15 protein-coding genes and 1 pseudogene are annotated in these 19,336 nt (G+C 62.1%); 15 read left to right on the top strand and 1 reads right to left on the bottom strand.

Translation table 11 applies throughout. The annotated features are described in order from the left end of the window. The first annotated feature begins 84 nt into the window (after window positions 1–84). The 5 genes from AQ611_RS18285 (at window position 85) to AQ611_RS18305 (ending at window position 8,070) form a co-directional block, all read left to right on the top strand. A complete protein-coding gene (locus AQ611_RS18285; protein WP_059514913.1) occupies window positions 85–1,275 on the top strand; it encodes an O-succinylhomoserine sulfhydrylase in 1,191 nt (396 codons plus the stop codon). Window positions 1,276–1,309: 34 nt separating this feature from the next. Continuing rightward, window positions 1,310–3,877 carry an alpha/beta hydrolase family protein gene (locus AQ611_RS18290; RefSeq protein WP_069235605.1) on the top strand — a complete coding sequence of 856 codons (2,568 nt, stop codon included), beginning with the start codon at window positions 1,310–1,312 and terminating at the stop codon, window positions 3,875–3,877. 1,153 nt (window positions 3,878–5,030) lie between these two features. After that, window positions 5,031–5,684 (top strand): LysE family translocator, encoded by a 654-nt coding sequence (locus AQ611_RS18295; RefSeq protein ID WP_059514909.1) that lies wholly within the window; start codon window positions 5,031–5,033, stop codon window positions 5,682–5,684. A gap of 33 nt (window positions 5,685–5,717) precedes the next feature. After that, window positions 5,718–6,890 carry an iron-containing alcohol dehydrogenase gene (locus AQ611_RS18300; protein WP_059514907.1) on the top strand — a complete coding sequence of 391 codons (1,173 nt, stop codon included), beginning with the start codon at window positions 5,718–5,720 and terminating at the stop codon, window positions 6,888–6,890. 229 nt (window positions 6,891–7,119) lie between these two features. Next, on the top strand, window positions 7,120–8,070 hold the full coding sequence (locus AQ611_RS18305; RefSeq protein WP_143757502.1) for a LysR family transcriptional regulator: 951 nt from the start codon (window positions 7,120–7,122) through the stop codon (window positions 8,068–8,070). An 81-nt stretch (window positions 8,071–8,151) separates the two neighbouring features. On the opposite strand, the gene AQ611_RS18310 is transcribed toward AQ611_RS18305, so the two are convergent. After that, window positions 8,152–8,397 (bottom strand): DUF1272 domain-containing protein, encoded by a 246-nt coding sequence (locus AQ611_RS18310; protein ID WP_069235607.1) that lies wholly within the window; start codon window positions 8,395–8,397, stop codon window positions 8,152–8,154. 316 nt (window positions 8,398–8,713) lie between these two features. Here AQ611_RS18310 and AQ611_RS18315 point away from each other — a divergent pair, with 316 nt between their 5' ends. From AQ611_RS18315 to cysE, 10 genes and pseudogenes are all read left to right on the top strand, one after another. Beyond that, entirely contained in the window at window positions 8,714–9,106 is a 393-nt protein-coding gene (locus tag AQ611_RS18315; protein ID WP_059515526.1) for a cupin domain-containing protein, read from the top strand. Then, a complete protein-coding gene (locus tag AQ611_RS18320; RefSeq protein ID WP_069235608.1) occupies window positions 9,099–10,604 on the top strand; it encodes a methionine--tRNA ligase in 1,506 nt (501 codons plus the stop codon). Before AQ611_RS18315 ends, AQ611_RS18320 begins: the two co-directional genes overlap by 8 nt. Before the next feature lie 22 nt (window positions 10,605–10,626). Then, window positions 10,627–11,784: an NAD(P)/FAD-dependent oxidoreductase gene (locus AQ611_RS18325; protein WP_059514899.1), complete on the top strand. Its 1,158-nt coding sequence runs from the start codon at window positions 10,627–10,629 to the stop codon at window positions 11,782–11,784. After that, a complete protein-coding gene (locus AQ611_RS18330) occupies window positions 11,785–12,774 on the top strand; it encodes a type 1 periplasmic-binding domain-containing protein (RefSeq protein ID WP_069235609.1) in 990 nt (329 codons plus the stop codon). Window positions 12,775–12,784: 10 nt separating this feature from the next. Beyond that, complete coding sequence (locus AQ611_RS18335) at window positions 12,785–14,092, top strand: SidA/IucD/PvdA family monooxygenase (RefSeq protein WP_069235610.1); 1,308 nt, start codon at window positions 12,785–12,787, stop codon at window positions 14,090–14,092. After that, window positions 14,086–15,117 carry a 2,3-diaminopropionate biosynthesis protein SbnA gene (sbnA, locus tag AQ611_RS26175; RefSeq protein ID WP_231936066.1) on the top strand — a complete coding sequence of 344 codons (1,032 nt, stop codon included), beginning with the start codon at window positions 14,086–14,088 and terminating at the stop codon, window positions 15,115–15,117. The genes AQ611_RS18335 and sbnA overlap by 7 nt, the downstream gene beginning before the upstream one ends. 13 nt (window positions 15,118–15,130) lie before the next feature. Next, entirely contained in the window at window positions 15,131–16,147 is a 1,017-nt protein-coding gene (gene sbnB, locus AQ611_RS26180) for a 2,3-diaminopropionate biosynthesis protein SbnB (protein ID WP_069235611.1), read from the top strand. Continuing rightward, window positions 16,141–18,006, top strand: a complete 1,866-nt coding sequence (locus AQ611_RS18350) for an FAD/NAD(P)-binding protein (RefSeq protein WP_069235612.1) — start codon at window positions 16,141–16,143, stop codon at window positions 18,004–18,006. The genes sbnB and AQ611_RS18350 overlap by 7 nt, the downstream gene beginning before the upstream one ends. A gap of 16 nt (window positions 18,007–18,022) precedes the next feature. Next, window positions 18,023–18,646, top strand: a complete 624-nt coding sequence (gene thrH, locus AQ611_RS18355; RefSeq protein WP_069235613.1) for a bifunctional phosphoserine phosphatase/homoserine phosphotransferase ThrH — start codon at window positions 18,023–18,025, stop codon at window positions 18,644–18,646. 84 nt (window positions 18,647–18,730) lie between these two features. Next, window positions 18,731–19,240 (top strand): annotated as a pseudogene (gene cysE / locus AQ611_RS18360) (serine O-acetyltransferase); the annotation flags it as partial. Window positions 19,241–19,336: the final 96 nt, after the last annotated feature.

Here is a 19,336-nt window from a genome sequence, read left to right on the forward strand (position 1 = left end):
GCTTTTTGTTGGGTCCGCGCATTTCGTCTTTGCCCGCCGCGCGCGGCGCGCGATGCAAATGCGCTCGAAAACGGAAAACGAAACATGCACGACTCCCTGAACTTCGATACGCTGGCCGTCCGCTCGGGTACGCTGCGCAGCGAATTCAACGAGCATTCGGAAGCGCTCTTTCTGACATCGAGCTTCTGTTACGCGAACGCCGCCGAGGCGGCCGAGCGATTCAAGCACTCCGAGGACTACTACACGTATTCGCGCTTCACGAACCCGACCGTCACGATGTTTCAGGAGCGGCTTGCGGCGCTCGAAGGCGGCGAGGCGTGCATTGCGACTGCCTCCGGAATGGCGGCGATCACGTCGGTCGTCATGGCGGCGTTGCAGGCGGGCGATCACATCGTCAGCTCGCGCAGCCTGTTCGGCTCGACGCTCGGCCTGTTCGGGCAGATTTTCAGCAAGTTCGGTATCCAAACGACTTTCGTCGATCCGGCCGATCTCGACGCATGGCGCGCCGCCGTGCGGCCCGAGACGAAGCTGTTGTTCGTCGAGACGCCGTCGAATCCGCTTACCGAGCTTGCCGACATCGAGGCGATCGGCAAGATCGCGAAGGAAGCGGGCGCGCTGTTCGTCGTCGACAACTGCTTTTGCAGCCCGGTGCTGCAACAGCCGCTGAAGCTCGGCGCCGACGTCGTGATGCACTCGGCGACCAAATTCCTCGATGGTCAGGGCCGCGTGCTTGGTGGCGCGCTCGTTGGCTCGAAGGCGTTCATCATGGAAAAAGTGTTTCCGTTCGTGCGCACCGCGGGGCCGACGCTTTCCGCGTTCAACGCGTGGGTGCTGCTCAAGGGAATGGAGACGCTGTCGCTGCGTGTGAACAAGCAGTCGGAAAACGCACTCGACATTGCTCGATGGCTCGAAGCGCATCCTGCCGTCAAGCGCGTGTTCTATCCCGGGCTCGAATCGCATCCGCAATATGCGCTTGCGAAGCGCCAGCAGAAATCCGGCGGCTCGGTGGTGTCGTTCGAACTGAAGGGCGACACGCCCGAGCAGCAGCGCGCGAATGCTTGGCGAGTGATTGACGGCACGAAGATCGTGTCGATTACCGCGAACCTGGGCGACACCCGCACGACGATCACGCATCCCGCGACGACCACGCATAGCCGGATCACGCCGCAAGCGCGCGAAGCGGCGGGCATCACCGAAGGGCTGATCCGGCTTGCGGTCGGCCTCGAGGACCCGGTGGATATCCGCGGCGATCTCGCGCGCGGGCTCGCAGGCTGACCGGTTTTTTCCTGACTATTGGCAATTGCAGACGATGAACCGATACGTTCCCTCCATTCGCACCGCGCTTGCCGGATGCGTGCTGTCGCTCGCGACGGCATGGGTGTGCGCGCAAACTTCGCCTCAGTCCAACGGCAATGCATCGCCGCCGTTTGGCTATCGGCAGCCGCCGAAGGCCATCCTGGACGTGATGCGTGCGCCGCTTCCGCCCGTGCCCGTGATCAGCCCGACGACCGACCGGATGTTGCTGGTGTCGGTGCAGGAATATCCGTCGATCACGCGCGTCGCAACGCCGTTTCTGCCGCTGGCGGGCGTGCGCATCGAGCCGGGCAATCGCAGCCGGCACGATACGCCAGGCGGCTATGGCATCCCGAAATGCGCGACAGCCTATTCGCTTGCCCGTATCCCCGGCGGAGATTCACATCCCGTCAACTTGCCGGCGAACGGTTGCGCGGGCGAACCGTTATGGAATGCGAACGGCCGGTCGTTTGCGTTCTCGAACGTGACGACGAACGCGGTTGAGCTATGGATCGGCGACGGTGAGACGGGCGCAGTGCATCAGGTGCGCGGCGTCAAACTCAACCCGATGTTCGGTGGAGATGTCTTTTGGATGCCTGATCAAAAGACGCTGCTCGTCAAGCTCGTGCCGCCGGGGCAGGGGCCCGCACCAGCGGCCGGCGATGCGCTGGCCGGCCCGAGCGTGCAGGAGTCCGACGGTCGCTCTGGCCAGAGCAGCACATATGAAGCGCGTGACACGCTGAAGAGCGCGCGCGACGAGGCGCTGTTCGATTATTACGGCACGTCGCAACTCGCGCTCGTCGATGCGCGCAGCGGCGCGGTCACGCTGCTCGGCGAACCGGCGCTTTACGATGGGCTTTCTCCGGCGCCGGACGGTCGCCACCTCCTGGTGTCGACGATTCATCGCCCCTATTCGTACATCACGACGGCCAGCCGTTTTCCGCACGACTATACAGTCTGGGATATCGCGGATCGCGCGAAGATCGCGACGCGCAGGATCGCGGCGCGCCCGCTCGCGGACCGCGTGCCGATTCGCGGCGTGCCGACCGGGCCGCGCGATTTCTCGTGGCGACCGACCGAGCCTGCAACCCTGGTCTGGGCGGAAGCGCTCGACAGCGGCGACTGGAACGTCAACGTGCCCGAGCGCGACAAGGTGATGATGCTGAAAGCGCCGTTCGACGGCGCGCCGCGTGAAGTACTGCGGTTGCGGCAGCGTTATGCCGGCTTCGCGTGGACCGAACGGCCGGATCTTGCGCTGCTGACTGAATACGACGAGAACCGCCAATGGCAGCGCAGCTTCATTGTCGATGTCGATACGCCGAATCCCGCGCCGCGCCTGTTGTGGGATATGTCCGTCAACGAGCGGTACGCGGACCCCGGCAATCCGGTCAGCCGCGTGTTGCCGAACGGGTTTCGCGTTGCCCGCGTCGCGGACGGCGCGATTTTCCTGCGTGGTGCAGGCGCGTCGCCGGACGGCAGCCGCCCGTTTCTCGATCGGCTCGATCTCGGCACGTTGAAAACGGAGCGTTTGTTCCGCAGCGAGAAAGCCGCATACGAGTGGTTCGTCGCATTTGCACCGCATGATCTGCATACGCTGTTGACCTGGCGTCAGTCGTCGGTCGAGCCGCCGAATCTGTTTTTGCGTTCGCTGGGCGAGCGTATCGACGCGCCCGCGGGCGAGGCGATCTATGCATCGAACCGCACTCCTGTCACACATCTGAGCGACCCGACGCCGATCGTGCGGCAAATTCATAAACGTCTCGTTCGATACAAGCGTGCCGACGGACTCGAGCTTTCGTTTACGCTGTACACGCCGCCCGGCTATCGGGAAGGTACGCGAGTGCCTGCGGTGCTGTCAGCCTATCCGCTCGATTATGCGGACGCCGCGACAGCCGGGCAGGTCAGCGGTTCGCAGGAAACGTTTACGCGGTTGCATGGCTATCAGCTTCTGCTGCTTGCCGGCTATGCCGTGATCGACAACGTGTCGTTCCCGATTATCGGTGATCCTAAGCGAGCCTACGACACCTATAACGAGCAGCTCGTCGCCGATGCGAAGGCGGCCGTCGACGAGGCGGTTCGGCTCGGCGTAGTCGATCCGCAGCGTATCGGCGTTACCGGCCACAGCCACGGCGCGCTGATGACCGTCAATTTGCTCGCGCATTCCGATCTGTTCCGCGCCGGCGCCGCGACGAGCGGCTCGTACAATAAGACGCTGACGCCGTTTGGATTCCAAAACGAAAGACGAACCGTGTGGCAGGCGCAGGATGTTTACCTGAAGGTGTCGCCGTTCTTTTATGCGGACAAGCTGAAAACGCCGCTGCTGATCGTGCATGGCGCGGACGACGCAAATCCGGGCACGACGCCGCTGCAGGCGACGCTGCTGTACGAAGCGATTCGCGGTAACGGTGGCACGGCGCGTCTGGTGATGTTGCCGCATGAGCCACACTGGTATACGGCGTTCGAATCAAACGAGCAGTTGGTTGCCGATATGCTGGACTGGTTCGATCGCTATGTGAAGCCGGCGCCGCCGGCGGCTGGTTCGAACGCGGGCGGCGCTGTGCCGCCGCAGCACGAACCGTCATGATGTGAGAGGGCGCCGGCGCATGGGAAACCATGGGGCCGGCGCCCAATGGCGCCGTCGGTTCGCAGCGATGACCGGCGCCGCGGATATATGGCCTCGGCCCCGATATTCACCGCGTGGCGCGGATGAATCAAAAGCTGCTCATTGCCAGCTGCCCGCTTTACACGGCGTCGTGCCCATTTGTCACACCGCCGGATTTTCCCCGAATCATCAGATATTTGCCTGATCGCTCACATGCCGCGATCTGCGCGTCCACCTGGCGGACATGCTTGTATTGCCGGTGTCTGCTTTAGCGAACGATAGCGTTTAGTCATTCTAATTTTTAATAAGAACCCGCTTGCTCATTAAAATTGACGTCGGTAGCATGTGCCGGATCGAATTCGCGGTGCCCTATTTCTGGGGGAGACGATCTCGGATTTTGAGATTCATTAAATAAACAATTAACTGACGAATCAATTGATCTTCCTGTGGGGGCAATCGAAGGAATCGGAAATAGTTTGATCGATTCGACGATCGTGCGCGCCCATTCACATTCGGTCGATGCGCAAAAAAGCTGGCTGCAAGCGCTCGGGCAATTCCGAGCCTGGCTCAGCGCCGAGTGGTGTTTGTCGGCGGATACATAGGGAAAACCACTGTGGGTCGATCGAGATCGACAGATGGGCTCATGGCATTGGGTGTGCGCAGGCTATCGTGCCGGGCATGCGCGCAGAAAGCCGGCCGTCATCCGCTTTGCTCGACTCTCGAAGGGACGCGCTGATCCAGCCGTGCGCTGGGGCGCGCACGCGACATCGTCGAGCGCTTGCGACCGAATCGAACATTTCCTCCGGGTTTCTCCGTGGCGCGCTGAACGTGCCTAAAAACCATTGCGTATCGACGGCACACGCCGCCGCATTTGGAACTTGTGCAAAAGGGCGCAGTGCGTGATTTCGGCGACTCAATGCGAATTGATGAAAGGGATGCGTAAGTCATCGGCGGCACACGCGACGCCATTTTTTTGGCTGCATTTATGCACCTGAAATCAACATAAAAAGAATCGATAGCTGGCGAGAAAGTATGCATGGAATGAGTTGTTGCGATGCTGACGAGCGGCAAACATGAGCAACGGAGCTGAAGCCGTTGGCTCTATCAAAACCATTCTTCAAGGAGCTTCGTCGTCATGCAGGAAATCGCGGTGTTATGCAGCCTTGCTGCAGTATTTTTCGTGCTCATTGCGAGCCCAGGGCCCAATTTTCTCGTCATCACCCAAATCGCTATTAACGAATCCCGGCTTCATGCGATTTGCACGGGATTGGGCGTCGCGTCCGGCAGCGTGCTATGGGCAAGCGCAGCCGCCGCCGGGCTCGGTCTGGTATTTGCGCGGTGGCCTTTGACTCAACCAGTGCTGCAATTATTGGGAGGAGCCTATCTCGTGCATGTGGGACTGAAAATATGGCGTAACGCACATCAGCCGTTGGGGCAGAAGAAAGTCGATAAGTCTGCTTATCAATCGTTGTTCAAGGCGTACCGTTTCGGCCTGGCCACCAACCTGACCAATCCGAAAGCACTGGTTTTCTACACCAGCGTATTCACCAGCCTGTTGATTCCAGGTCTCGCGCCGTGGACCAAGCCGGCCGCGATCGCATTGATCGCCGTGCTGGCGTCATCGTGGTTCGTCACGCTTGCGACGCTGTTCTCGGTGAACCGCGTGCAGCACGTCTATCGCCTCGCAAAGACACGTATCGATCAGATCACCGCCGCATGCTTGACGGTATTCGGCGTCAAGCTGATCTGGGGTCTCGTCAGCATGCTGCCGATTCATTTGCATGCCTGACCATTTCGTCGTCGCAATCAAGGAGCGCGAACCATGACATATCAAGAAGTACCGTGTATCGACTGGCACTACCCCACCGCAATCAAGGTCGGTCCGGGCCGTATACGCGAAACCCCGCACTGGTGCCTTCAGCACGGCATCACCCGGCCGCTGCTGGTGACGGACCCGTTCATCGCGAAGCAGCCGTATACCGGCACGCTGATCGAGAGATTTCGCGCTGCCGGGATCGACGTGCAACTGTTTGATCAGATCAAGGGCAACCCGACCGGGGGCAACGTCGCAGCCGGGTTGGACGTATATCGGCGCAGCGAGCGCAACGGCGTGGTTGCGCTCGGCGGCGGATCGCCGATCGACGCTGCCAAGGCTATCGCACTGATGACGGGCCAGACGGGGCAACTGTGGGACTACGAGGACGTCGGCAACCCCGAGGCGACGATCAACGCCGCCGGCATCGCGCCGATGATCGCGATTCCGACCACGGCGGGCACGGGCTCGGAAACGGGCCGCGCAGCGGTCATCACCGATGAGCAGGCGCGCGTGAAGCGCACCATGCTGCACTTGAAGATGATGCCGCGCGTCGCGATTCTGGATGCGGAACTGACGCTGGGTTTGCCGCCCGGGCTGACTGCCGCCACTGGCATGGATGCGTTGACCCATTGTCTCGAAGCGTGGTGTTCGCCGGTGTATCACCCGATGGCCGAAGGCATTGCCGCCGAAGGCATGCGTCTGATTCGACATGCACTGCCGGCGGTGCTGAGCGACGGCAACGACGTGCATGCGCGCCAGCAGATGCTGGTTGCGTCGGCGCTTGGCGCTGCGTCGTTCCAGCGAGGACTGGGTGCGGTGCATGCGATGGCGCAGACGTTGGGCGCGTTGTACGACGCGCATCACGGTTTGCTCAATGCAGTGCTGTTGCCGTATGTGCTTCGCGCGAATGCGGCGATGCCACAGGAGCCGCTCGAGCGGTTGGCCCGTTATTTGGATCTGCCCGGCACGGGGCTCGAGGCGATCCTGCAATGGGTGCTGACGCTGCGCCGCGAAGGCGGCATCCCGCACACGCTGCGCACGTTGGGCATAGACGGTTCGCAGACCGATTTGATTTGCCGGATGGCCGTGGCTGACGGTTGTTCGAACACGAATCCGGTAGCGGTGTCGACCGACTATTACCGTCGATTGCTGGATTGCGCGTTGGACGGCGTGCTCTGATCCGTCCATGGCCGCGCCGGCGCTCCGCTCGCCGGCCGGCGGCACCGCTTTTTTCCGTCATCGTTTGGAAATCGTTCGAGGGATGTTTTGATGCCTGCGCCGGGCCGAGGCGAGGCTATCGCGATACACGGGATTCGATTGCGTAAGTGACCGCGCATCCGATTCCTGTCGCAAACGGCTTTTCGTACTGGTTACGAAAAGGCCCGGTTTCTCCTGGGCGTAAGAATCAGTGCGAATAACCCCAGTATCTAAGAAATTACGCCAGAGATTTGACGAATTTATGAGAATAAGTCATTTTAATGCGTTCAGGGCAGTAGCGGAAACGGGCAGCTTCAGTTCGGCGGCGGCCGAATTAGGCTGTACGCAATCCAATATCAGTCATGCGATATCCGAAGTCGAGAAATTCGTCGGCGAGCGCCTGTTCGTGCGCTCCCGGGCTGGTTGCGTGCTGACCGACGCGGGTGCGGAGTTAATCATCAAGACGGGCAATCTGCTCGATATCGTCAACGACATGCTTGGTAAGACACTGTCGTCGCGGCCGGTGCGCATTTCGACGCTACGCAGCGTCGGAACCGGATTGCTTGCGCAACTGATGTCCGATTTGAGCAAGGTGCGTGCGGACATCCGGGTGGAAATCCTCGACGACACCGAGCGAGAGGAATCCGTGCTCGATGTGCTCAACGAGCTTGGTGCTGATATCGCGATCGTCACCAACATGGAGGCAGAGAAGTACATTTCGCGCGCGTTCGTCAAGGACCGATACGTCGCCGTGTTGCCACCCGATATCGCAATGCAAGGCACGCTGCGTTGGGATCAATTGCAGTCGCTAAATTTCATTCAGCAGAACAACCCGCATAGTATTCAGGCGGTGGCGAGCCTGCGCAATTACGGCGTGCATTTGCGAAGCTTCTACAAGATCGCCAGCGTCGACAGCATTTTGTCGATGGTGGAAAATGGGGTGGGTTTTTCGATCGTGCCGCAACTGGCATTGCCGGAGAATCCGAAGACATACCGGATTGCCGTGTTGCCGCAATTGATTGAACGCGAACTGGTCGTGTTGAGTCGACCCTATTCGATGCTGAGCCATGCCGCCCGCACGGTGCTGGATTTCATTTGCGACAAGCCGACGCTGCGCAAGACGTCGGCCTATCGGCGCCAAGTGATCGAACTGGCGGCGTGAGCGCGGTGCGGTTTCGCCGCCGCAGCCGCTGCATGGGCATGCGTGCGGCTCATCGCGCGGGAGCTTGACCGAAGCGTGCGCTCAAGGCTGCTGCTGAGCGCACGCTGGATTGAACACCCGCTTGGTCGACGGCGGATTGTTCGCCAGCTTGTTCGCCGGGCGGCGCGGCCGGACCACCAATTCGCCACCGCAGTTCGGGCATTTGCCTTTCAGTACGTTGGTTGCGCAGTCCGCGCAAAACGTACACTCGAAAGAACAGATCCGCGCATCGGCATCCGGCGGCAGATCCTTGTCGCAGCATTCACATCCCGGTCTGAGTTCCAGCATCGGCTTCTCCTTTGTTATCGAGGTGGTGAAAAAACGTGCGTGCCTGGCGATCCGGGTAACGCATCACCGGGCTCGGATGTGGCGTTGAGGCGATGGGCAGCATAGCAGGTTTTCGCCCTGCACAAAACGGGTTTGCCCACGCGTAATAAGCATGCCAAATCGGGCCGTACCTGCATATTCCCACGATTAAAACCGGCATATCAAGCATTTCCATTGATGCTTGGAAATGAGTTATTAGCGCAATCGGTTGTTCGCGCAAAGGCGCCCGCTCAGAATCGGCAGCTCATCTTCAACACAAATAGGGTGGATGAACATCATGCCGAAATTCGATCTTTATCGAAAAATCAGATGGCACGCGCTGGTGCACGAATACGGGCTCGACGGCCAGCGCCTGCTGCCGTGGGACGGATATTCGATGCCGTTCGGCGGCGGTTGGTGTGTCGTGCGTCCCCATACGGTCAGCGAGCCGCACACGCAGATCGACCAGGAATTGTTCATCGCGATCAAGGGTAAGGGTTCCGTAGTGATCGGCGAGACGACCTATCCGTTCGAGATCGGCGACATCGTCGTGATTCCTAAGCACACGAACCATTACGTAATCAACGATTCGGACGAAGACTTTCATTTTTACGTGATCTGGTGGGACGAAGCGCATGTCAAGCGCTATATGAACGAACTCAATGACGAGACGGGGTGCCTGAATGACTAAATTCGTCGTTACCATCACGCCGCCGACGCCGAACGGCGATCTCCACATCGGCCATCTCGCCGGCCCGTTCCTGGCCGCCGACGTATTTGCGAGGGCGCAGCGTCAACGCGGGCACGAGTGCGTGCTGATCTCGTATTCGGACGACTATCAGTCGTACATGCTGCGCAAGGGCCGCGAGTCGGCAACCGACCCGGTCGCGCTGGCGCGTGCCAATACCGAGAAGATCAACGCGACTCTGGCGGCTGCGGACGTGCAGATCGACCATTGGCACCAGCCCTATGAGAACGCGTATTTCGCCGAAGCCGTGCGTCGCGTCTATCGGGCGGCGCAAGACAAGCAGGCGTTCGACATCAGGATTTCGGACGAACCCTATTGCCCGTCGTGCAATGTTTGGGGATACGAAGCATTTGGGCGCGGCAATTGCAACTACTGCGGCGCGGATTCGGATGCGAGCCAATGCGAAGGTTGTGCGCAAGAGCCCGATTCGAAGCAGATGGCCAACTTTCGTTGCAAGCTCTGCGGCGGCCGGCACACGTGGCGGCCCGTCGAGCGTGTCTTTTTGCGCTTGCCGAAATTCCAGTCGCTGTTGCGCTCGACGTTCCGGCAGATGCCGTTGCGCCGCCCAATGGGCGACTGGATCGCGGACACGATCGACACGAAGCTGCACGACTGGGGCGTGACACGTCCCGAGGATGGCGGTCTCGACTTGGCGGCCGACGGCAGCCGGCGCGTTCATACGTGGTTCATGGGGCTGGCCGGATACATGGCGGCATTTCGCGAATACGCGGAAGTTCGTCAACACGACCCCGGTTTGTTCGAGCGGTACTGGCATTCGGACGACAGCCGCCTCGTGCATTTTCTCGGTTTCGACTGCGCATTCAGCCACGCGATCGTTTATCCGACACTGCTTGCGAATATGCCTGAATTACGGATTCGTCAGCACTTCTATCCGAACCAATTTCTGACGCTTGACGGCCTGAACTTGTCGACGAGCCGCAATCATGCGATCTGGATGCGCGATCTGGTCGCCGAATCGTGCTCGGACAGTGCGCGGCTCTACCTCGCGTCGATCTCGCCGGAGGAAGGCGAGGGTGATTTCAGCCGGCAGGGCTTTCGCGATTGGCGGCAATCCGTATTCACGGAATTTCTCGAGACGCTGCCGCTGCCGTCCGAGCGCGCGACCGAGCCGTGGACGCCAAGTGCGCCCCAGGACGTCGCGTTGCTGATCGCCGGATTCCGGCAGCGCTGGCTGAGTGCGACATCGTCCGAGCGTTTCTCGATGCGGCAACTCGCTCACGTCGTGCTGGATTTGATCGCCGTCGCGCGCGAGCGGCATGCGGCGCAGCGTCTGGACATCGACTTGATCGTCGCGATTGCCGCGTTCGGCAAGCCGCTGATGCCGAAGTTTGCCGCGCGGGTTTTCGATGCCTATGGGGTGGGCGAGCGTGATGCAACCGCCTATCTGGTGAACGGCACGGCCGCCGAATATTCGATCTGACAGCCTGAACGAGGACCGCCAATTGCAAGCGAACGACGTCATGTTGCGCGTGGAAGCCGCCGTGCTCGGGGCCGGCATCATCGGTTCGGCCATTGCCGCCGCATTGGTCGAGCAAGGCATTCACACCGCGTTGATCGATGAAGGCAGTGCTGGTAACCACGGCGCGAGCCGATACTCCGGCGGTATTTCGCGCATCTACGACCGCGATCCGGCTATCTCTTCGCTCGCGGCCCATGAATTCCGGTGCGCCGATTCGGTCGTCACGCGCACGATCGCCGCGACCCGCCGCAAGACCGGCATGCTGTATCTCGGCTTGAACGAGTCCGATCTGTCGCTGCGCCGCTGTATTGCGGCGCATGCGAGCGCCGAATATCCGATGCGACTGCTGACGCGAAGCGAAGTAGCTGCGATTTCATCGTTTCCGCAGCCGCGTTCGGACGAGGCCGTGCTGTATGAGCCGAATGCGGGAATCGGCAATGTTCGGGCAGCTGCGGGAGGGCTTGCGAACTACGTCAAGGATCACGGGGTGCTGCTCGAAAACCTCGGCGTCAGCAGCGTTCACTCGAGCAGCGACAGTGTGTGCGTGGAGACTGACGGCGCGACGCTGTTTGCCCGTGTCGCGGTGATTGCATGCGGTGCGTCGTCGGCTTCGTTGCTGGGCGATCTGCCGTTGACCGCGCGCTCGATTCCGCTGATGCGGGTGGCGGCGTCGAAACCGCTCGAGCTGCCTGTGATCGACGCGATCGCGGACAGCTATGCGGTGCCGCTGAGCGGCGGTCTGATTCATGCCGGCTCGCGCGTCCGGGAGGGCGCGCGCCTGCCCGAGCAGCTCCAGTGGCGATTCGGCGATGCGATCAAGAAAGACGCGCTGCATCGGTTGAGCGTCATGACCGGCGTGCGGGAGCGCGGCCCGGTGATCGACATCCTGCGTGGGCACGATTGCTACTCGCCTGACGGAAGACCGATCGTCGGATTCGTCGACGCCGCGGCGACGCGCTATGCGGCCACGGCGATGAACGGAATCGGTTACAAGCTCGCATCGCCGCTGTCACAGCTTATCGCGCAGCAGATTGCACAGCGGCTTCGCAATGGGGTCTCGGCGACGCCCGATTTGCTCGTGCCTTTCGCGCCGGACCGTTTTTCGGCAATTCGCGTGATCGGCCAGGCGGAGGGCGTCTAGATGAAGCGTGTTTCGCCGACGATCGGCGTGGCCATCCGCTACGACTTGCAGGCCGCTCCGCATGCACGCACGTTCTTTCGCACGCTCGCACTGGCGAGAAACGAGTATCCGCGGATCGCCGCGTTGCGCTTCGTATTTGCCGACGACCTCGGCACGCGCGAAGGGGCATTGCGCGCGGCCGAGCAATTCGAGCGGGCCGGCGCGCGCATCGTCATCGGTCATATGTCATCGGATGCGGCGCAGGCTGTCGTGTCGCGCTACGCGCAATCCGGAACGTTACTGCTGCTGCCGACCGCAACGGCCAGTTCGCTGACCGCCAACGGCTCGCCCGTGCTGCGCCTATGCGCGCCCGATTGCGTGCTGGCGAGCCGGCTCGTCGCGCATCTCGCGTCAAACGGGTGGCGACGGTTGCGCATTGCTTGCGAGCCGACCCGTCACGGGCAACAACTCGCGGCCGATATCGCGGATGCGGCGTCGTTGCATGGCATTGCCGTATTGAACGACGGCGACGCTTCGCCTGGGACGTGCTCGGTCTTCGTCGGCAGTGCGCAGGCGAGCGCCGACTATGTGCTGAAGCGGCGCGACGCGGGCTGCACGGAGCCGATCTTCCTGACCGACGACGCTGCTTCGGCGAGCTTGGCCGAGCGGATCGGAGACGCCGCGCACGTGCGCATCGTCGGTTTCGCACCCGCTTATGCGTTGGCGCGCGGCGAGGCATTTGCGCGCAGCTACGTTCGCTGGTATGCGGAAAACCCCGGCGTCAACGCGCTGGAGACGTTTGCCGCATTGCATATCGCCGCGCAGCTGGCGGCCGGACCGGGCGTCGATCCCCAACGCATCGGTGACATGAGCTTCGATACCCCGGCCGCGCGCGTCCGGTTTTCGGCGCGGCAAAACCGCGATACCGCGCATGCGATCTGGTCGCTGAAATCCGGGCGTTTGATGCTCGAGCAGGTGATCGAAGCAGGCGTATCCAATGAGTCAATATGAGGAACCTGTAATGAAGAGAGATCTACCGAGTGCATTTGATTCAGATCTGATCTGCGTGGGTTTCGGCCCTGCCGCGATCGCGCTCGCGTGCGCGATCGCCGATTGGAGCGAAGCGAACGGCAGGCCGCCTTACGAGGCCGTCACGTTTCTCGAACGCGCGTCGAGCACGCAGTGGCAGCCCGAGCTGTTGCTGCCCGGCACCGACATCAACCACCATCCGCTGCGCGATCTCGTCACGCCGCGCGATCCGCGCAGCCGTTATTCGTTTGCGATGTATTTGAAGGAGAACGGCCGCTTGTACCGGTTCAGCCAACTCGGGCGGCCTGCGAGCCGGTTCGAGTGGTCCGACTACGTAAGCTGGGTGGCGGGGCAGTTGAGCCAATACGTGGCTTACGACGAACCGGTTCGCCAGATTCTGCCGCAGACCGCCGACGGCCGCCTCACCGGCTTGCAGGTCGTGACGTCCAAGGGCGTGCGGCGCACCCGGCGGCTGGTGCTCGCGAACGGCAGTCATCCGCGTGTGCCGGAAGTCTTTCGCGCGCATCTCGGTGAACGGGTGTTTCATACCGCCCAGTATTTAAGCGCCGTCGCCGCGCCGGCGCTTGCCGACTGTAAGCGCTGGCTGGTCGTCGGCTCGGGGCAGAGCGCGAGTGAGGCCATTGCCGATCTGCTGCGCCGTCATCCGGACGCCTTGATCGAGTCGCTGCATCGGTCGAGCGGCTTCAAGATCACGCAGCTTGGCCATTTCCCGAATCTGGCGTTTTCACCGGAGCGCGTCGATTACTTCCACGATCTCGAGCCCGACGCGCGGCGACGTCTGCTTGCCGAAGTGAAGGCGACCAACTACTCGGGTATCGACCCCGACGAAAGCCTCGCGCTGTATTCGCTGGTCTACGAAGACCAACTGGCGGGACGCGAGCGCCTGAATGTGCACGTGTTTCAGGAGGCAATCGAGATCGAGCGGGATGGCGAGGCTTATCGCGTGGCGGTGCGTGATGTGTTCAACGGCAGCGTGACATGGCTGAACGTGGACGCGATCGTCATCGCGACCGGTTACGAGCAACCGCTGATTCCACCGCTGCTTGCCGAGTTGCAGCCGTGGCTTGCGATCGATGGCGACGGCGGCATCACGATCGGCCGCGACTATCGGATCGAGACGGAAAACGCCGATGTCGAAATTTTTGCGAACGGCTTGTCGGAGCGCGCGCACGGTATCGGCGACGGGCAGTCTTTCTCGCTGATGGCGATGCGGGCCGAGCGGATACTCGCGTCGCTGCTGGCACGGAATGAGCAGCCGCAGGAGGTGCGATCATGTTGATTGCGAGCATGGACGTCATCGCGCGCCGCTCGCGCGCCTCGGTGGCCGAATTCGTCGACGACGGCGCGTTCCTGACGCTGGCGGGCCTCGTTCCCGCCGACGTGCATCTGAAGCTCGAAGGACTGAACCTGGCCGGCTCCATCAAGCTAAAGACCGCGTTGGGTTTGCTCGAAAGTCTGGATGAGCGGGGATTGATCAATCAGGATACCGTATTGATCGAGTCGTCGTCCGGAAATCTGGGCGTTGCGCTGAGCATGGTGTGTGCATCGCGCGGCTTGCGCTTTACATGCGTGGTCGATCCGAACACGTCTGCGCACAACAAGAAGATCATGGCGGCATATGGGGCGACCATCGTGATGGTCGAGCAAAAGGATGCGAACGGCGGCTACCTCGGCACGCGAATTGCCTATGTCCAGGACTGCCTCGCGCGGGACGCTCGATACGTATGGCTGAATCAATATTCGAATCCCGCGAATGCGGCGATTCATCGGCGCCTGACCGCTGCGTCTATCGCGAACGCGTTTCCGGAAATCGACTATTTATTCGTCGGCGCGGGTACGACCGGCACGCTGATGGGCTGCGTCGACTACTTCCGTGCGTACCGGCCCGGCACCCGGATCGTCGCGGTCGATAGCATCGGCTCGGTGACGTTTGGTCAGCCGGCGAGCAAACGCTATTTGCCGGGGCTGGGCTCGAGCCGGATGCCGCCGATTTTCAAGGCAGACGGCATCTTTGCGATGGAACAGATTCCCGAGTCGCACACGATTGCGATGTGCCGCCATCTCGCGCGCACGCGCGGGCTGCTGGTCGGCGCGTCGACCGGCACCGTGCTGGCCGGGCTCTTCGGCTGGCGTGAGCGTATCGCGCGTGGCGCGACCGTGGTTGCCATTTCACCGGATTTCGGCGAGCGATATCTCGACACGGTTTATGACGACGACTGGGTCCGCGAGCGATTCGGCGCGGCTCCGCTTGACGGCGATATTTCGCAGATTCCGTCTTTTCATTCACTGTTGGCACATTCGTAGAGGAGTTGCGTCAATGACACATGATTCATTGCCGTTTCACGTCGTAACAGGCGTAAGCGTGCGCCGCATTCTGGACCGGACGTTGCGACGCGCGATCACGTCGGTCGAGCAAGCGTACCTTGCGCATCATGACGGACAGACGATCAATCCGGACAGCTATTTTCTGCGCTTCCCGCAGCGGCCGTCGGATCGGATCATTGCATTGCCCGCAGCGGTCGACGGTTCGATCAACGTCACCGGCATCAAGTGGATCGCCAGCTATCCGTCGAATCTCGGCAAGGGTCTCGCCCGTGCGTCCGCCACGTTGGTATTGAACGATCCGGCCACCGGCTATCCGTTTGCGTTTCTCGAGGCATCGCAGATCAGTGCGGTGCGCACGGCCGCCTCGGCCGTACTTGCCGCGAACTGGTGTACCGGGCATGCGCGCCGCGCGGCGTCGGTTGCTTTCATCGGCGCAGGCGTCATTGCGAAGAACATTTTCGACATGTTCGTGGCGGACGAATGGACGTTCGACGAGGTAGTGGTCCATGATCGCGATCTTCAGTCTTCCGAATCGTTGAGCGCACATGCGGCAAGGCGCATTGCCGCCAAGGTTCGCGTCGACACGCTGTCGGCGGCACTGGATGCCGATTTGGTCGTGTTCGCGACGAACGCTGGCACGCCATACGTCGATACGCCGACCCGCTTGCGCGCCGGCCAGACGATCCTCAACATCTCGCTGCGCGATCTTGCGCCCTCGTTGCTCATGGAGGCCAACAACGTCGTCGACGACGTCGACCATTGCCTGAAAGCCGACACGTCGCCACATCTCGCGGAAAAAATGTCGGGCGGCCGCGCGTTCATCAACGGAACGATCGCGCAATTGATTCGGGGCGAGATTGCGCTGGACCCGGCGCGAGCCACGGTGTTCTCGCCGTTCGGTCTGGGCGTTCTCGATCTCGCGATCGGCAAGCAGGTCTATGACATCGCGGTGGCCGACAATTTGGCACTGTCCGTGCCCGGTTTCTTTCCGGAGGTCGCGAGATGGTAGACCGCGCGGATTCGGAAACGGCGATCGGCATCGTCGGTCTGGGCCCGCGCGGGCTCGTCGTGCTCGAACGCCTGGTTTGGGCAGCCAGGCAGCGGCCGCATCGTTCGGTCACGGCCGTCATCTTCGAGCCCGGCGTGCCTGGGGTAGGCGTGCACTCGCCGGATCAGCCCGATTACCTGATGCTCAACACGATTGCCGGGCAGTTGAGCATCTTCGCGGATTTCGGCGCAGCCGGCGGCCGGCTCGAGCGCCTGGGGCCGACTTTCCATGAGTGGTGCGTCACACGCGACGTCCGGATGCGCGAGGACCGGGATGCGCACTGCGCCGAACGCAGGGCATCGGAACTCGACTACTTGCCGCGGCGGCGGCTCGGCCAATATCTCGCATGGTCGTTCGAGCATTTGTGCACGCTCGCACCACCGAATCTGCGGATCGTGCTGCATCGGCAGAAGGTGATCGATATCGTTGCGTTGGATGATGCAAGCGGATTGACGCTGCACGGCGCCGACGGTGAGCGTTGCAAGGTCGCGCATGCGTTCGTCACCATCGGCCACACGGGGCGAAAGCGCAAGAGCGGCGACGCATTCGTCGATGTGATTCCTGGACCTGTCGGTTGCGCTGCGACCCAGACGCTGCTGGCCGATGTTTCGGCCGGCGAGCGTATCGCGATAGCGGGCCTTGGGTTGACCAGCGCGGATTTGATTTCAGCGTTGACGCTCGGCCGTGGCGGCCGTTTCGTCCGATGTGCGGACAACGGGCTTCGCTATGTCCGCTCGGGACGTGAGCCGCGGATGCTGGTCTATTCGCGCTCGGGGTTGCCTTTTTTCAGCCGGCCGGACACGACGCTCACGCGCGAGCGGCACAAGCCCGTTTTCCTGACTGCCGAGCGAGTGGCGATGTTGAGACGGCGGGCGGGATCGCTCGATTTCGTGCGAGACGTGCTGCCGATCATGAAGGATGAAATGCGAGCCGCGTTTTATTTGACGGCTGCGATGCTGGCGGAACCTGCCAGCGTGGTCGCACTGCGCGGGCAAATGACCGGCGCGCAGGGGCAGGCGTCGATCGAGCGCATCTTCAGCGCATGCGCGTCGCGTTTCGGGCCGTTCGATCCTGACACGCTGCTGCGTTTGAGTGTGCCCGCGTGCGGCACGGGGCAGCGCTATCCGGAATGGTTGCTGAGTTTTTTGAAAGACGACATCGCGGAAAGCCGCAAGGGGCTCGCTGCGAGCCCCCGCAAAGCGGCACTCGAAGTCTGGCGCGATTTGCGCGATGCATTGCGCGATCTCGCGAATTACGGCGGATTCTCGGCACAATCGCACGCGCTTTTCTATGGGCCGTACAGTGCGTTGATCAACCGGATGGTTGCCGGCCCGCAGAAAGAGCGGCACGAAGATCTGGTCGCGTTGATCGACGCCGGAATCGTCGAGATTTTCCCCGGCGTGAATCCGGACGTGCGGCGCGACGAACGAACCGGCTCGTACACGATCGCAAGCCGCGACGCCGCCGCTGCCGATATACGGCCGCGTGTCGTGTCGCGGGTGCTTGCCGCGCGGGTGGACAGCTCCGGCGTGCACGAGTCCGGCTCCGCACTGCTGGCCTCGCTGCACGCAAAGGGAATCGTCACGCCGGTACAGCCGGCGATGGGGCTGGACGGCGTGCGCACGGACAGTGACGGTCATCCGATCGGCATTGCCGGCGCGGTTGCGTCCAACCTGTGGATTTTCGGCCCGTGTGTTGAAGGCGCGTCTTACTACAACCATTACGTGCCGTCGCCGGGTGCGCCATCGCGTGCCGTCAGCGATGCTCACCGGGCCGTGCTTTGCTGTATCGACGGCGTCGCCGCGATGCAAACCGCCTGAACTGTCGAGGATACCGATGCTAGTTTGTTTGGATATCGAAGGAACGCTTTTGCCGGAGCTGTGGGGCAAAATCGCTGAAGCCACGGGAATCGCGGCACTGCGCATCACGACGCGGGACGAGCCCGACTATCACGCGTTGATGGCCGCGCGCATCCGCAGCCTGAACGAGCATGGCTTGTCGATCGAGCGTCTGGTGTCGATCGTGCGCGAGGTCGAGCTTCTGCCCGGCGCGCGCGAATTTCTTGACGAGGTTCGCGCGCGCTGGCCCACGCTGCTCGTATCCGATTCGTATCGGGACTTTCTCGGGCCGCTCGCCGCGAAGCTCGGTTGTGCGCCGGCGATCTGCCACCGCTTGACGCTCGATGTGGCCGGCAGGGTCACGGGCTGGGCTGCGCGTCTGGACGATCAGAAACCGAAAGTGGTGCGGGCGATGCAGGATCTCGGTTACTCCGTATTTGCGGCCGGCGATTCGTTCAACGACATCGGTATGTTGAAGGCGGCCGACGCTGCGCGTTTCATCAACGTGCCCGAATTGATTGCCGCGGCGCATCCGGAGATCGGCGTATGCCGCGACTATCACGAGCTTTTCGATGCAATGAGCACGCTGGCCCGCCGCTGCGGATTGCGCGAGTTTGAATGACCCGGCGCCGTGCGGGCGGCAGGCGGCCAGCGAAAAAAAAGCAAATAAACAGCCATTACTCGATGACTATCAACGGAGACGATCATGTTATTGGCTAGGTTGAGAGAAGACATTGACGCAATCCGGCGGCGGGATCCGGCTGCGCGCGGCCGTTTCGAAGTATTGACGTGCTACCCCGGATTGCACGCGGTGATACTGCATCGGATGGCCCATCGATTGTGGCGCATGCGCATTCACTGGCCGGCACGTTTTATCGGTTATCTGGGCAGACTGCTAACCGGAATCGAGATTCATCCGGGGGCAGTGATCGGGCGCAGAGTGCTGATCGATCACGGGATGGGTGTCGTGATCGGCGAGACGGCCGTAGTGGGCGACGATTGCACGATCTACCAGGGCGCGACGCTCGGGGGAACGTCGCTGCGGCGCGGCACCAAACGCCATCCGACGTTGGGCGATGGCGTCGTCGTCGGCGCGGGCGCCAAGATTCTCGGGCCGTTTACGGTTGGCGCTGGCGCGAAGGTTGGGCCGAATGCGGTGGTGATGGAAGCCGTCGCGCCCGGCGAGCGGGTGACTGCAAGCGCGGCGCGTGCTGTCGCGCGGCCGCCGTTCAGGGGCGGCGGGCCGGAGGTTCGCGATGCTGCTGCGGCGGGCGAGGCGCTGGCGCGTGCGCGGGCGGCAGTCGACGGGCCG

The organism is Burkholderia singularis, from assembly GCF_001718875.1.
Taxonomy (GTDB): domain Bacteria; phylum Pseudomonadota; class Gammaproteobacteria; order Burkholderiales; family Burkholderiaceae; genus Burkholderia; species Burkholderia singularis.

Coding starts and splice junctions, on each gene's coding strand:
- AQ611_RS18320 (WP_069235608.1), top strand. CDS start 9,099: ATGACTAAATTCGTCGTTACCATCACGCCGCCGACGCCGAACGGCGAT.
- AQ611_RS18290 (WP_069235605.1), top strand. CDS start 1,310: ATGAACCGATACGTTCCCTCCATTCGCACCGCGCTTGCCGGATGCGTG.
- AQ611_RS18350 (WP_069235612.1), top strand. CDS start 16,141: ATGGTAGACCGCGCGGATTCGGAAACGGCGATCGGCATCGTCGGTCTG.
- AQ611_RS18315 (WP_059515526.1), top strand. CDS start 8,714: ATGCCGAAATTCGATCTTTATCGAAAAATCAGATGGCACGCGCTGGTG.
- AQ611_RS18285 (WP_059514913.1), top strand. CDS start 85: ATGCACGACTCCCTGAACTTCGATACGCTGGCCGTCCGCTCGGGTACG.
- sbnA (WP_231936066.1), top strand. CDS start 14,086: ATGTTGATTGCGAGCATGGACGTCATCGCGCGCCGCTCGCGCGCCTCG.
- AQ611_RS18295 (WP_059514909.1), top strand. CDS start 5,031: ATGCAGGAAATCGCGGTGTTATGCAGCCTTGCTGCAGTATTTTTCGTG.
- AQ611_RS18300 (WP_059514907.1), top strand. CDS start 5,718: ATGACATATCAAGAAGTACCGTGTATCGACTGGCACTACCCCACCGCA.
- thrH (WP_069235613.1), top strand. CDS start 18,023: ATGCTAGTTTGTTTGGATATCGAAGGAACGCTTTTGCCGGAGCTGTGG.
- sbnB (WP_069235611.1), top strand. CDS start 15,131: ATGACACATGATTCATTGCCGTTTCACGTCGTAACAGGCGTAAGCGTG.
- AQ611_RS18330 (WP_069235609.1), top strand. CDS start 11,785: ATGAAGCGTGTTTCGCCGACGATCGGCGTGGCCATCCGCTACGACTTG.
- AQ611_RS18310 (WP_069235607.1), bottom strand. CDS start 8,397: ATGCTGGAACTCAGACCGGGATGTGAATGCTGCGACAAGGATCTGCCG.
- AQ611_RS18335 (WP_069235610.1), top strand. CDS start 12,785: ATGAAGAGAGATCTACCGAGTGCATTTGATTCAGATCTGATCTGCGTG.